Raw genomic sequence first — 14,612 nt, 5'->3', positions numbered from 1 at the left:
AATCACACCAATGAGTGTGATTTTTGCTGTTTGAAGGTCAGCCACCCGCCTTTCAAAAAATAATTATGCGATTTTTTTGCCAGTTTTAATAAGATGTTTGTCGTATAATGTGAATCCTAATTGGACTCCGAAAATAGTTAAGCTGATAATTTGTCAAATTAATCCAGCAAGCAGTGATTGATATTGAAGATTTAAATCTACTGCTCTTAAGATTTCTAAAATTCATCAAATAATTCAAACAATATTGTTAACTTCATAAATGACGAACATTCAGATAGAAACACCTTGTCATTTTTTGGTTTTGAATGATTTAATAAGTTGAGGCGTGAATGCAAGAGTTGTTAAAGCAGGGAAAATATAACCCATAATTGCTGAGTAGTTATCTGACAATTGAATTAATTTTGCGTCAGCTGCAGATAACTCATCATGAATAAATAAAGCAATTAAAACGATATTAATTACTCAAGTAACTAATACACCAATTAAACCTTGCATTTTCTTTTTAAATGTAAACTCTTCTTTGTAACGGTAAAGTAAATAAGTCATTACACCGTTAACAAAAACACTTAAACCATCAGCTATAACTACGTTATATAAACTATGCATGTTAGTTGTACCATAGATAACTCATCCTAAAATTCCTAAATGGAATATTCAAAATGAAAGAAAACTAATTTCACCAGTTTTCTTATCTTTAATACTTTTATATAACTGTGGTAGACTTAAACAAACAATTAAAATACTTGTTAAAACTAGGAAAATTGTAATAGGTAAGTCATAAACTGAACTTTTTGAAGCTCCATTTTCTGATGCTTCAAAAAGTCTTGTTATATTTGCTGTTAGCATATTTTTATTTTATCAAATTCTTGTTAAATATTATTCATTAATAAATTTGAGTAAAGTTTCACCGATTGTATCAGTTTCGTGATGACCAATAATATTTTGTGAAATTTGTTTAACATCTTCTGCTGCATTAGACATTGTGAAGCTCAAGTTAGCTTTTGTTAACATCTCTAAGTCATTTCCGCTATCACCAAATGTTACAATACTTTCACTAGGCCAATTTATTAGTTTTGCTAGTTCAAGAAGTCCATTTCATTTTGATGTTCCTTGTGGATTAACATCAGTATAAACTAAATTTGTTAAATAAACCTCATATTTGTTTGGATCTAGTAAACTACGCATTTCTTCAGTAATTTCTTTTGCTTTGTGATTTGGGTTACGTAATGCCATTTGAGTAACTATATTATTTGGATCTGTGACAATATTACTTAGTTTTTCGATGCTAGCATGATCAACAACATTCATATCCATTACTTGTTTTTCTGAAATTCAAGAAGGCATTTTATCATTTGGGAAATATGTACCATTATATTTATCCGTATCAACAGTCAGAATTGATTCATGTTTTAAAGCAAGCTTTAATGCAACATCAAAGGCTTCTTTATCCATTTTTTTAACAACTGTGAGCTTTTGATTTTTTAAATCATAAATAGCTGCACCATTTGAACAAACCATATAATCAATAAATTGAATATCTTTTCTGTTAATTAGAGGTAAAACTTTTTGAATTCCTCTACCGGTAGCTAAAACGTGAATATGACCTGCTTCGCGAGTTTTTTTCATCGCTGCTGTAGTATTTGGATGAACTTTATTGTTTGACATTAATAAAGTTCCGTCTAAATCGTATGCAAATATTCTTTTCATTATTTCTCCTTGCAAAATAAAAACAAGTTACCTTGTTTTATTTAATAATTTCTTGTCCTTGCATGTAAGGTCTTAAAACATTTGGAACAGTAACTGTACCATCTTCGTTTTGGTAAATTTCTAAAATTGCCGCAATAACACGATCAATAGCTAATGCTGAACCATTCATAGTGTGCGCATATTCTGTTTTACCATTTTCATCACGATATCTTATCATAGCTCTACGTGCTTGAAAGTCACCCATGTAGCTAACTGATGAAACTTCACGATAACGATTTTCAGAAGGTAATCAAAGTTCTAAATCAACTGTGTTACGAGAGCTAAATCCCATATCACCAGTACATAATTGCAATTCACGATATGGAATTTCTAATTTTTCAAGTACATCTTTAGCATCATCAAGCATTAATAAAAATTCTTTTCAAGCGTCATTAGCATTTGTTACTTTTACTAATTCAACTTTTTTAAACTCGTGTTGTCTAAGAATTCCACGTGTATCTTTTCCGCTACTTCCTGCTTCGCTTCTAAAACATTCAGTATATGCTGTAGCTCTAAAAGGAGTGCTTAAATCTACTATTTCACTATTGTAAATATTAGTTAAAGTTACTTCAGCAGTTGGAATTAAGTATTCATTAGCACCTTCTAATTTATATAAATCCTCTTGAAACTTAGGAAGTTGTCCAGTTCCATAAAGTGCTAAATCTTTAACAATAACTGGTGTGTTAAATTCGTTGTATCCTTTTGAAGTGTGTAAATCAAGCATAAATGCAATTAATGCTCTAACTAGTTTTGAACCTGAGTTTTTGTAAATTACATATCTTGAACCTGATAATTTAACAGCTCTTTCAATGTCAATAATATCTAATTTTTTAGCAACTTCATAGTGCGGAAGAACGTTTGTCACAAGTCCTCTACCTAAGTTTGGATATTCACGAATTACTTGATTTTCATTTTCATCTAGACCAACTGGAACGCTGTCTAATGGTAAATTAGGAATTTGTAGAAGTAAAGTATTCATCTCAGAATTAATTTTCTCGACTTCTTCACTTAAAAGATTACTGCTTTGTTTTACTGTTTCAATTTCTTTTTTAATTTCTGCAATTTTGTCTGGATTATTTTTAAATTTACCAAATTCTTTTGATAGTTGTCCTAACTGAGCTTTTAAGTTTTGTTCAGCAAACATTTTTTGTCCACGAACAGAAGCTAAACTCACAAATTTATCAAAAATTTGAAGATCAAAACCTCTGTTTTTTAGTCCTTGACGTACTTTTTCTTCGTTGTTTAAAACGTATTTAATATCTAACATAATACCTTCTTTGTTTAAGTGCGTTATTTTGTTTAAATTATATATTTTTATCAAAAAAATAGTGGTTAAAACTGTAATCAAATATAAAAAAATTTTTGAAAAGATGAAAAAAATAAAAAAACGGATAAAATATTGCGAAAAAATAAAATTATGGTATTTATAAACTATAAAAAACGAGCTTATTTATTGTATAATATAAAACGCTTATAAATTAAAGATAAAACAAGGAGGATCTAATGAGCAAAAGAACATATCAACCAAATAAACGTAAACATGCTAAAGTTCATGGTTTCCGTGCTAGAATGAAAACAGCTAATGGTAGAAAAGTTTTAGCTAACAGAAGAGCTAAAGGTAGAAAAAGATTAACAGTTTCAGACAAATAATTTAACTTAAAATGAAAAAAATATATCGACTAAAGAAAAATTGAGAATTCGATGCGGTCTTAAATTCTAAAAAACAATTTATCAATAAATATGTAATTTTGTATTACAAAAAAGCTGATGAATTTAAAATTGGAATTACTGTGCCAAAACGTTTTGCAAATTCAGTAGGTCGGAATTTATATAAACGGCAATTAAGATCTATTGTTGGTGAAGCACATTTAGAAAATGTACCTTATCAATTTGTAATAATTGCTCGCAAAGATTTTTTAAATACAGATTTTGCAATCAAAAAAGCTGAGGTTTTAAAAATCTTTGAGAAATTTAGGAAAAATGAAAAGATCTAAACAATTTAACTATTTTACCAATGGATCTGATCCAAAGGAAAAACGCAAATCAAACTGAAAAAAGACTTGAAAATGAATTAAGACTTTTTTATATGTTGCTGTTTTTGGTTTAACCTTAACGGGTTGTGTCCAAAACTTCACAATTAAAACTTCTTCAACCGTTGGTAACGGTTTTGAAATTTATACCAGTGAAGAAGAAATAGCTCCCAAAGTTACTACCTTTAAAGTTGAAAAAGCAAATATTGGTGAAGCTAAATCAGATGATTCATCTTCAAAACAAGAGTTTGCACTTTTAAAACAAACAAATATTAACTACCATACAAACGACAAAGGTTTCCAAACAGGTATTATTAAACAATTAAAAGAACAAACTGAAAAAGCAGGTGGTCAATACGGACAATACAATGCTTATACTTCATCAGTAAGAATTGATTTTAGTCAATTAACAGAGGAAGAAAAAACAGCTTTACTGCAAAAATTAAGTGAGCAAGGTTTTTCAAATCAAGAGACTCCAATTCTTAAAAGTACATCAGATAAATACTTATATAAATCAAGTACTTCAACTGGTTATGAAAAGATTAATGCTGCTGAAGATATCTATTACTACTTAGATTCTCAAGGTAAAGGTACAATATTTGACTTTATTTCTGCTACAAACGACAAAGGTGAAAAAACAAATACACCACAAATTACAAAAGTGGATAATGTTGATTCATACTCAATTATTAATGCAGGTTTTGGTGATCCATTAGCTTCAGTATATATTGCTGAGGATGTTGCACCACTAAGTGCTGATGCAGATGAACAAGCTAAGTTAGTAAATCTTCAAAAAGCAAACAATGCTTATAATTCAGATGTTTTATTAACATTTTACAATTTCTCATTCGGTCCAAATTCAGACTTTATGAAATTGGTAAAAGAGTATAACCCAAGTTACACTTCAGTAAGTCAATTTATTAAATCTACAAAAGACTATATAAATTTAGATATTAATGCACTTAAAAGAGTTGATCCATTTTCTCCTTCTGCAGCAAAAGAAGAAGAAAGAGATAAAGCTTATAACGATTTAGTTGCATTTTACAATACTAAAATTGCTAATGCTAAATCATATCAAGTAGAAATTCCTAATTTAGTAAACATTCAAGGTTACTTAGAAAAAATTTCACAATTAGTTAGTTCAAAACCAGAGAATTGACAAGCAACAGCTACATCAACAATTTCTGATCTTAGAACTAAGTGAATTGAATCAACTAGAGAAATTTTAGTAGGTAGAATTCCTGTGCAAGTTTATAATTTATTATTAGCTTACAACACAACTATGCAAAACTACTTAGCTTTAACAAACTATAGAGTAGATTCTGTTTCACAAAATCAAATTCAGTTCAAAACAAACGAAAATGTTGATTCTGATTTATCATTAAGAGGTGATTATCCTCAAAAACCAATTACTTCTTGAGGACAAGCCTGAGAGCTAGGGCCATTTTATGGTTTATTAGTCTATCCACTTGGTGCTTTAATGCAATCAATTAGACGCCCAATGCCTGATTTAAATGGTTGAGCATCAATTATTGCAGTTATTATTGCGGTTATTATTACTCGTGCTCTAACATTAGGTTTAACATTTAGAGCAACAATGATGCAATCACTTCAAGAAGACCTTAAAACTAAGAAAGCCGCAATTGAAGCTAAGTACAAGAATTTTGAAAATAATAAACAAATGAAACTTAGAAAACAACAAGAAATTGCTGCGCTTCATAGTAAATATAATATTAACCCACTCGATCAACTTGGACAAATGCTATTCCAAATGCCGATTTTCTTTGCTATGTGAAGAGTTATTCAAGGTATTCCTGAAATTAAAGCTACATTCTGATTAGGAATTAATTTCTCTTCAACTTCATATCAAGAATTATTCTCAGGAAATTGAGTATATATTTGAATTTTAGCTGCCGTAATTATCGTGCAACTTGCTTCACAATTATTACCTCAATGACTTAATAAACGCAGAATGAAGGAAAGAGCTACAATTGCTGAAATTGAAGCACTTAAAAAATCAGAGCGTACTCAAAGAATGATGATGATTGTTTTCACAGTTATTACAGTCTTCTTTACCGCTGGTGTGCAAGTATACTGAATGTTCGGTGGACTTTGACAAATTGGTCAAACACTAGCACTTCATAAAGTTAAGAAAACAAGATGATTTAAAGATAAGTACTCTAAAAAAGCACTTAAAAATAATTAAAACCAGGTTTATACCCTGGTTTTATTTTTTAATATATAAATTTAATAATTATCTTTTGAACTTTTTAAATCATTTAATAACAAAATGTTCTTTACTTGAAAACATAATTTTATTTAAAAACGCTGTTGATAAAAGTTTTGTAGAAGATGAAGCAAAAACAATTCTTTTATAGGTAAAAGTGTCGAAACCTGCTTTACCGTGGTATCTTCCAATCCCACTTCCTTTCACACCTCCAAATGGTAATTTGGAATTATAAATAAACTGAGACATAGAATTTTGCACAAACGTACCTGATTGCAATGTATTTTTTACAAATTGAAATTCTTTACGATTTGTAGTAAATATATACGCTGCAAGAGATACGTCATTTTTAATTAACTTTTGTGTAACTAAATCAGTTAAGTTTTCGTATGCTAAAATAGGTAAAATTGGAGCAAAAATTTCTTCTTGCATTAATGGTGAATCTTCGTCTACATGCACAATTTTCAAATGATGGTGTAAATCTTCTTGATTGTTAAATTCTAGCTCTAAATTAAATTTAGCTAATCTATTTCTTGCATTGATATCGACTAAATTAGATTTTTGGAAACTTGCTTGGTTTTCAGAAATAAATAGATTTTCATAAGTATCTTTTAAAATTTTTTCGAATTCATTTTGAATACTTTTATGAACATAAATATGATCAGGAGCTAAACAAGTTTGACCTGCATTCATCACTTTGCCAAATATGATTTCATCAGCAGCTTTTTGTAAGTTAGCTGATTGAGTAACTATTACAGGATTTTTTCCACCAAGCTCTAAAACGCAAGGAATCATTTTCTCAGCAGCTTTTTGATAAATAATTTTCCCAATTTGATGTGAACCAGTAAAAAATAAAAAATCAATGTCAGAATTGATTAATTCATTAGTTTTTTCCACACCTGCAGTATAGCAACTAACTTCTTCTTTTGTGAAAACTTTTTCAATGATTTTTTCTATAACTTTTGCAGTGTTACTTGCTCGTTCTGATAATTTTAAAATAACAGTATTACCAGAACCAAAAGCGTCAATTAAAGGAATAAAAGCTAAATTAATCGGATAGTTTCAAGGAGAAATAATCATCACTTTACCGTAAGAAACTTTTTCAATTCTTGTTTTACCAAACATAAGTGAAGCAGAAGTTATTTTAAATTCACTTTTACTTCATTTGTTAATTTTTCTAAGATACAAATTAATTTCATTAATTGTAGGCAAAATTTCAGTCATTTCTACTTCATTTATTGATTTATTTAAATCTTTAGCCAATGCGTCATAAATCTCTGGACGAAATTCAATAATGGTTCTTTTTAAGTTTCTAAGTTTTTCTTTAATTAATCTATTTTTATGCATAAATTAAATTATATTAAATTAATTTCTATTCATTATGATAATTATCTAAAAAGTGCTTTTTTAAATACTTTTATTTATTTTTTTCAATTTTTTAAAAAAACTAGCTTTAAGCTAGTTTTAATTTATTTTAAGAATTCTGATAAATCTTGTTTAAGATTTTCGTATGGTTTGTATCCTTGTAATACACCTTGAAATTGTCCATTATAATATACTTTTGTATGAGGAATTGAAGCTACGTTGTTTTCAATTGCGAAGTCTTTGTCGCTGTCAATATTAACTCTAAAAACTTCTACATTATCTTTTTGTGAAATTTCTTCTAATGTTCCTTTGTACATTTTACATGGACCACATCAGTCAGCGTAAAATACTAATAATTGTAAACCTTCTTTAGCAGCATCTAAAAATTGTTGTTTGTTAACTTCTTTTAACATAATTATCTCCTTAATTCTGTATATATTATAAACTAAAAAGTTATTTTTTTGACTAAATTTAATAAAAAAAATCACTTTTTATATTATTTTATGTGTTTTAAAAAAGAATATAAAAAGTAAATTTATTTAAAAAAAGCATAAAAAAACAGCGGCGCCCTATCTTCACCTTTCGGCTATTGTCGGCACTAAAGAGCTTAACTACTGAGTTCGGAATGGTATCAGGTGAACCTCTTTGCTATAACCACTGATAATATGATACCATGATTAAAAAAAATGTCAAGAAAAATTTTAAATTTTTTTATTTTTATAAAAATCACCTAACTGTCTTAATATTTCTTTTGCAATTTTTTCAGCCAACTGAACAGGAACAGCATTACCTACTTGTCTATACTGAGAATTAATATTTCCTTCAAAAATAAAGTCGTTAGGAAAGGTTTGAATTAAAGCACATTCTCTAACAGATAGTCTTCTCTGTTTATTAATGTGTATTTCTGGACTAGTTGCTGTAATTGTATCGCTAGGTCTATTTCAATTAGTTATTCTGAGTGATTGATCAAATTGAATTGGTTTTTCAATAAACGTTGTTACTAGTTTATCGTATTTATCATCAAATTTCAAAAGCCTTTTAAGTTCTCATCAATCACTTGGTTTTGGTATCGAACCAGAATTATTGTCTTTTCTAAATCAATGACCTGCAGTGTGTTTGTAACCAAAATGCTCATCAATTTGTTTTGTAGTTAGGCTCTTTAAGTCTCTTCAATACTTTAAGTAATCACAAACATCTGCTTGATTAACATTATATTTTCTTCCAAAAAATTTATCTTTAACACTTATTAAAGCAATGTGATTATAAATCTTTTTGTTATTCACTAAAACAAAACTTTCTTTCTTGTCTTGTGACACATTCACATTTTGTAAATGCTTTATAGTTTGCTCTACTGTAATATATGGTTTTAAACCTTTATTTAATAATTTAATATTTGGTTTGTTATAGTTATCTTCGCCAGGAAAAATGTCTGCGTGTGTTTGTTTTGGAAATATATTTTTTACTCCAATCCTATTTCCTATTATAATGATTCTTTCTCTTTGTTGTGGAACACCGTGTTGAGCAGCATTAATGATTTTTCAATCAACTAAGTAACATAAAGTTTCAAAGTCTTTGATAATCATCTTTAAGACCTTGCCATTTTCCGTGCTCGCTAATCCTTTGACATTTTCAGCGACAAAAAACTTAGGCTGCTTATCTTTTATTATTCGTAACATTTCTAAGTATAAAAAATTTCTTTTATCTTCCATGTTTCTTTTTGTATTTGCAATAGAAAAACCTTGACATGGAAAGCCACCAATAATTACATCTATATTTTTGTAATTTTTTGCTATTTCTGAACTAGAAATTTGGGTAATATCACCCAAAACAATATGGTTGCCAATATTTCTTTTATAAGTGTTTACGGCATCAATATTAAAATCATTCGCTCATATAATATCAAAACCAGCTTGCTTAAAGCCTAAATCCATTCCGCCTGCTCCTGAAAATAATGATATTATTTTATATTTTTTTGAATTCATAAAACCTTTCTTTTCCCTAAAAGAGGGTAAAAAAAGTACTAGACAAAGCTAGTACATAATTAAAACGATTTTAAGAACTTTTTGATTTTATTAGCCAAATTATTAAATTAAATACTATTTGAAATAGTATCTAATTTATTCTAAATTTATTTCTAATTTAATTATACAATTTCTTTTCATTTAATTTTTTAAATAAACTTTTTTAAAAAATAGGTTGATGATATGTTATATATAAAATAAAAAAGTCGGCAAGTAACTTGCCGGCATAAATAATTTAATTTTTATCTTCTAAGTTCCACTAAAGAATCTTTAACAGTTGCTTTATTTTCGTTTACTAAGTATTTAAGACTTTCAGAAACTAGTTTTTTCATGTTTGCTGAAACAGTTTTGTATTGACAGTAGTCAGAAAATTGTTTTTCTAACGCTTCAACCGTTGTTGAATTTACTAGTGTTAAAATTTTATAAATTCCACTAGCTAATTCATATTTCGAAATGTTATTAATTTTACGTTTTGTGGCTTCACTTACGCTTTTTCTAAATTTTATTTCATTCATTGAATTTTTATCAAATATAAAGTCATCTTCGATATAAATTAATCCCATTTTTTCTATTGTTTTTAAAAATAAAGTAAATTGATCTTTTAATGCTTTTGTTAATGTTTGCTTTCCGTAAATTTGCGGAATAAAGTTTTTTAAGTCATCAAAAGCAATTGGTGACGCTTGTCTAATTACTTCTTGAATATAAGTTAAACCATCACTAAAATCTGATAAATTAATTTCTGATAAATTAGGGTAATTTTCGAATAATTCAAGTAAGTTTTCAGTGCGTTTAGTAAATTCTAACGGAATTTCTAACTCTTGTGTTTGGGATTTTAAATTATTGTCTTCTGAATTATTTTTTACTAATTTGTCATTTTTACGAGTTTTAATATTTTTGGTTTTAGAAGTTTTGCTTTGTTTTTCTTCTGTTTTTTGTTCGCTGATAACCTTCTTGATAAATTTATCAAGTTGAGCAAGTTGTTGCTCTTTGTTTTTGAATCAATCTGTTGATCAAATGCGATAAATTTTTCAACCACGAGCTTCAAGAACCTCTTCTCTCAGACGGTCGCGATCACGAGCTGATTTAGAAGATTTGTATGTAGTACCATCACATTCTATACCAACTACAAACTTATTAGGATCGCTTGGATCTTCAATAGCAAGGTCAATTTTGTATCCTGAATTTCCAACAGTAGTTTGTACCTTATAACCTAATTTAGTGAGTTCATTTAAAACTGATTTTTCAAATCCTGCTTCAAAGAACTTTTGATTTTTTTCACTCGAAGACATAATCTTCTTGCCTTCGCCGTATTCAGCAAATAATAAGTATTGTTTTAAGAATCTTACTCCACGAGCTTCAGTTTTGTTTAAGTCAATATCATCCTGTGTAATTGATGAAACTAAAATGGTACATTCTTTTGCACGAGTAGCAGCAACGTTTAAACGTTTATAACCTTGTTGTTGGTTGATTGGTCCAAAACGCATTGCAAAATGTCCGCGTTCATTTGGACCATAACAAATACTCATAATGATGATATCTCTTTCATCACCTTGTACTGTTTCGATATTTTTTACAAAGAAAGGATCTTTAAGTTCTCTACTGAAAAATGGTTCTAAAGAACTATCTTTTCTTCTAAGTTTATTAATTTTATTTTCAATTAACATTTGTTGCTTTTTGTTAAATGAAACAACACCAACGCTTTTTGTTGTTCCGTATTTTTGGTAAATTGTTTTGATTAATTCAATTATTGTTTCTGCTTCAATTTCATTTTGATTATCAACAAATTTTCCGTTTACTTTAACAAACTTAACTCCTTCAAATTCCTGTGGTTTACGAAGTGAAGGGAAAGTTATTAAGTTATCGTTATAAATTTCAGCATTAGATGGTTGAATAAGCTCTTCGAATTTACTACGGTAGTGTCATTTTAATCTGATAGTTGGTAAAAAGTTTTTTACAGCATTAAGAATTGATTCAAAATCATCTGTTTCACCACGTTCATCTTCAGATAAATTATCATCTCCGTCAGCATTAAAGAAGTTTGTAGGTGGTAATTGATGTTCATCACCAACAATAATTCTTTGGTTAGCTCTAAATAATGCTCCAACTGCATTTTCTGGGAAAACCTGTGAGGCTTCATCAAAAATAACTGTGTCAAAAGTAATATCACTTGTTTTTAAAAATGAACTAACCGTTAAAGGAGACATCATTAAACAAGGTTTAATCATGAGAATTAATTCAGCAATTCTTTCAAAAAGCAATCTAAACGGAATTACCCTTTTATCTTTAGTTGCTTCTTTAGCTAAGATTTTGATACTTGAATTTAATCCTTCAATTGAATTTACGTTCGGCAAGCTTTCATAAAGTTTTTGAGCAACTTTTAATTCAGCAATTTTTTGAATAGATTTTTCAACTTCACCAAACTCTTCTTTCATAACTTGGATTGCTTCACCATTGAATCCAAAGTTTAAATTATCTTCTTCTAAGTAATGTTCAATTAATAAAGTGTAAAAACGCTTCATGAAAATTTCGTAATAATTTGTAGTAATTTTGTTTTCAATTAATAAATCAGCAAAATCTTTTAAATTAAGATCTACCATATCTGAGTAAGCTGTAATAAATTCAGAATAAGAATTTAGATAGTTAATATTTGAAATGTAAGAAGCAAGATTAAGTTTTAAGTTATTTAAAGGTAATAAACTAAAGTTCACTCTATTTTTTTCAAAATAAGATTGTAATTCTTCGAAGTTGTTTAATAAAGTTGTTGAACGAGCAATGCTTTCATCAATAATTGGGAATACATTATCTTTATTAAATAATCAACTAATTACTAATGAAATTTTATCGTTATCATAGAATAAAACATCTTTAGAAAGGTATAAAAATTTTTGATATCACTTTAAGTCATAAAGAGCATTTTCGATATCCGCTAAAGTTGTTGTATTTTTTGTATAAACCGCTCTATTGGTTAATTCTTGAATATTTGAATTTTTCTTTTGAATTTTTTCAATTAATTGAATTTCTACTACTAATTCTTCATAATTTGGTTTATCGTTTATACGATATAAACTTAAATCGTTTTTAATTTTACGGTACTCAGGTGAAAAAGCACGTTTAGCACCATTTTGTAGTTTATCTAACATTAAACGATATTTTTCGGCCGGAACATTATTAACTACTTCAACTTTATAAGTTTGAGCTAATTGCACTTTTAAAGCTTGTGCAACTTTAAATTCTGAAAGAATATTTTCAAAAATGTGAATTTCGTTATCTAGTTCATAAATTCTTTTAATTCTTTCATCAACAGTTCTAGCTTGCTTAACATGCTCTAAAAGAGTAACCAAACTTTTTAAAGTGTCTAAAAAAGGTGCGTTATCTTTAAAGTAAATATGTAATTTATTTTTTAAATTGCTATCAAGATATTGTTCTAAACTTTTAATATCTTTTTGGTTTATAGCTATTAAACTTTTAAAATGTTCCTTTTCTCTACTTGAATGAATAGCTTTAGTAAATCCAAATCAAGGATTATTATTAATATCTAAATCAATGTTGTTTGCTTTATTTTCAAGAGTTTCAACTTTCTTTTGAATTTCAAAAAGTTGATCTTGATTAATTTTTTCTACATCTTGAATGTTGAAAAATAAATCTTTGACTTTATCTTTTTGAGCAAATAATCCATAAAGTTGATATAAGCTTAAATTTAGTGGTTGACGTATTTGAGTAATTTTTTCATAATAGTCATTTAAATCAGCTTTTGTATTTTTATAACGATGAATTTTATCTTGAGCATAAAATTGCGGAACAGTAGGGATATCATCGGCACCTTTAAGTAAAGTTGTATATAAGTCTTTAATTACACCTTTTTTGTCAAATTCACTATCATGAATAGGAAGTGCAAAGGAACCTAAACCAATTTTATTTAAGTTACGTCAAACAACATCTAACGCTGCTTTTTTTTCTGCAACGAAAAGAACTTTCTTACCACGTGCAATTAACTCGGTAATAATGTTAGTAATTGTTTGAGATTTTCCGGTACCTGGAGGACCTTCAAGAACAAAGCTTTTTCCTAAAATAGCTGATTGAATTGCAGCTTCTTGAGAAGAGTCGGCATCAAGTTTATGATAGTAGTTTTGTGGATCTATATATTGATCTACTTCGGATTCACGTACTAATTCGCTATCAACTGGTGTTTGTTTGCTTGAAGTTAATTTTTGATAAAAATCACTTTCTAAAATTTTCTTTTCATTATCTTCTAAATCTTTAACTAAATTGATTTTGCTAAAACTAAATGTAGCTAATTCTAAATTATCTAAAATTTCTCAACGCTTATCTGAATGTTTTTCTAATTGAGCTAAAATTTGATTTTTATATTCTGTATAAACTTCATAACTTGATAATTCTTCGCTTCAATTTTTAAATTCAAAGTCTAAATCAAATTCAACTTTCATTTTTCTAATCAATGAGTGATTAAATAAAATTTCATCATCAACTATTTTAGCTGTAAATGTAGAATCAAAAGTTGTTTGAGAAAGTTCGGCATTTAAAAACATTAAGGGTGCATAGTGAGGTTTTTTGTCATTTGCATCATATCATTTTAGAAATCCGATGGCAAAGAAAAGCACATCGATTGCATTTTCTTCTTTAAAAAATTGTGAATTTTTCATCAAACTTCTTAAAACTTGTGTTTGTTTAGAACCACTTGCATTAGTAAAAAGTTCAATTTTTCCTTTATTTGCTTTTTTATTTTTGTATAAATCAATTATTGGTAAAAGTTCTGACTTATCATAATAATCTTTACGCGGTAAAACTTGACCTAAAACTTTAATTTCTTCTTTAACAGTTTTCTTAGATTTTGGTTCATCTTCTAAATCATCTTCATTATGATCGAATAAACGAGCAAAATTTACTGATTTATTAGTTACGACTTTACTAAAAAAATCTTTTAAGTCAGGAGCAATTATGCTGATAGTCCCTGACTTATTTTCTTTATGATTTAATGCTTTATTGTTTAAAGATAAGTCTAATAACTTTTCTTTTCAACGGTTTAAAGTAGTTGTATTTTTAGCCATAAATCACCTTTCATTTTGTTTAGTTTTTATATTATTTAAATTATATAAGTTTACTGATTAAATTAAGGTAAAAGATACTGAATTGAAAAATTTTTTCACTTAATAAAGGATTTAAATTTTTTCTTAAAATTAATATTCATTATTTTGAAAAATAAAT

The 14,612-nt window shown here is 27.9% G+C and carries 10 protein-coding genes and 1 rRNA gene; 3 read left to right on the top strand and 8 right to left on the bottom strand.

Annotated elements, in window-relative coordinates:
- Positions 1 to 63: 63 nt before the first annotated feature.
- From EI91_RS01965 to serS, 3 genes are read right to left on the bottom strand one after another with little or no spacing between them, the layout of a single operon-like run.
- On the bottom strand, positions 64 to 846 hold the full coding sequence (locus tag EI91_RS01965; protein WP_051789168.1) for a PQ-loop domain-containing transporter: 783 nt from the start codon (positions 844 to 846) through the stop codon (positions 64 to 66).
- Positions 847 to 876: 30 nt separating this feature from the next.
- Positions 877 to 1,707 (bottom strand): HAD family hydrolase, encoded by an 831-nt coding sequence (locus EI91_RS01960; protein WP_036452482.1) that lies wholly within the window; start codon positions 1,705 to 1,707, stop codon positions 877 to 879.
- Between the two features lie 37 nt (positions 1,708 to 1,744).
- Positions 1,745 to 3,013, bottom strand: coding sequence for a serine--tRNA ligase (serS, locus tag EI91_RS01955; RefSeq protein WP_036452480.1), 1,269 nt, complete (start codon positions 3,011 to 3,013; stop codon positions 1,745 to 1,747).
- A 236-nt stretch (positions 3,014 to 3,249) separates the two neighbouring features.
- On the opposite strand from serS, the gene rpmH reads away from it, so the two are divergent.
- Genes rpmH through EI91_RS03730 form a run of 3 tightly spaced genes read left to right on the top strand, consistent with a single transcriptional unit; the run spans position 3,250 to position 5,982 of the window.
- Positions 3,250 to 3,396 carry a 50S ribosomal protein L34 gene (gene rpmH / locus EI91_RS01950; RefSeq protein ID WP_027333701.1) on the top strand — a complete coding sequence of 49 codons (147 nt, stop codon included), beginning with the start codon at positions 3,250 to 3,252 and terminating at the stop codon, positions 3,394 to 3,396.
- A gap of 11 nt (positions 3,397 to 3,407) precedes the next feature.
- On the top strand, positions 3,408 to 3,740 hold the full coding sequence (gene rnpA / locus EI91_RS01945) for a ribonuclease P protein component (protein ID WP_036452475.1): 333 nt from the start codon (positions 3,408 to 3,410) through the stop codon (positions 3,738 to 3,740).
- The gene (locus tag EI91_RS03730; protein ID WP_036452472.1) at positions 3,727 to 5,982 is read left to right on the top strand and encodes a membrane protein insertase YidC; all 2,256 of its coding nucleotides are present in this window, start codon (positions 3,727 to 3,729) and stop codon (positions 5,980 to 5,982) included. The genes rnpA and EI91_RS03730 overlap by 14 nt, the downstream gene beginning before the upstream one ends.
- A gap of 48 nt (positions 5,983 to 6,030) precedes the next feature.
- Here EI91_RS03730 and EI91_RS01935 read toward each other — a convergent pair whose 3' ends face one another.
- From EI91_RS01935 to EI91_RS01915, 5 genes are all read right to left on the bottom strand, one after another.
- Complete coding sequence (locus EI91_RS01935) at positions 6,031 to 7,350, bottom strand: aldehyde dehydrogenase family protein (RefSeq protein WP_051789167.1); 1,320 nt, start codon at positions 7,348 to 7,350, stop codon at positions 6,031 to 6,033.
- A gap of 122 nt (positions 7,351 to 7,472) precedes the next feature.
- Entirely contained in the window at positions 7,473 to 7,781 is a 309-nt protein-coding gene (locus EI91_RS01930; RefSeq protein ID WP_036452470.1) for a thioredoxin family protein, read from the bottom strand.
- Positions 7,782 to 7,924: 143 nt separating this feature from the next.
- Positions 7,925 to 8,030: ribosomal RNA gene (gene rrf, locus EI91_RS01925) — 5S ribosomal RNA — on the bottom strand.
- Between the two features lie 39 nt (positions 8,031 to 8,069).
- Entirely contained in the window at positions 8,070 to 9,350 is a 1,281-nt protein-coding gene (locus EI91_RS01920) for a DNA cytosine methyltransferase (protein ID WP_036452468.1), read from the bottom strand.
- Between the two features lie 281 nt (positions 9,351 to 9,631).
- A complete protein-coding gene (locus tag EI91_RS01915) occupies positions 9,632 to 14,455 on the bottom strand; it encodes a DUF4011 domain-containing protein (protein ID WP_036452466.1) in 4,824 nt (1,607 codons plus the stop codon).
- Between the last annotated feature and the right edge of the window lie 157 nt (positions 14,456 to 14,612).

The organism is Mycoplasma buteonis (assembly GCF_000733865.1).
Lineage (GTDB): Bacteria > Bacillota_I > Bacilli_A > Mycoplasmatales > Metamycoplasmataceae > Mycoplasmopsis > Mycoplasmopsis buteonis.
This window is presented reverse-complemented; position numbering and strand designations above follow the sequence as displayed.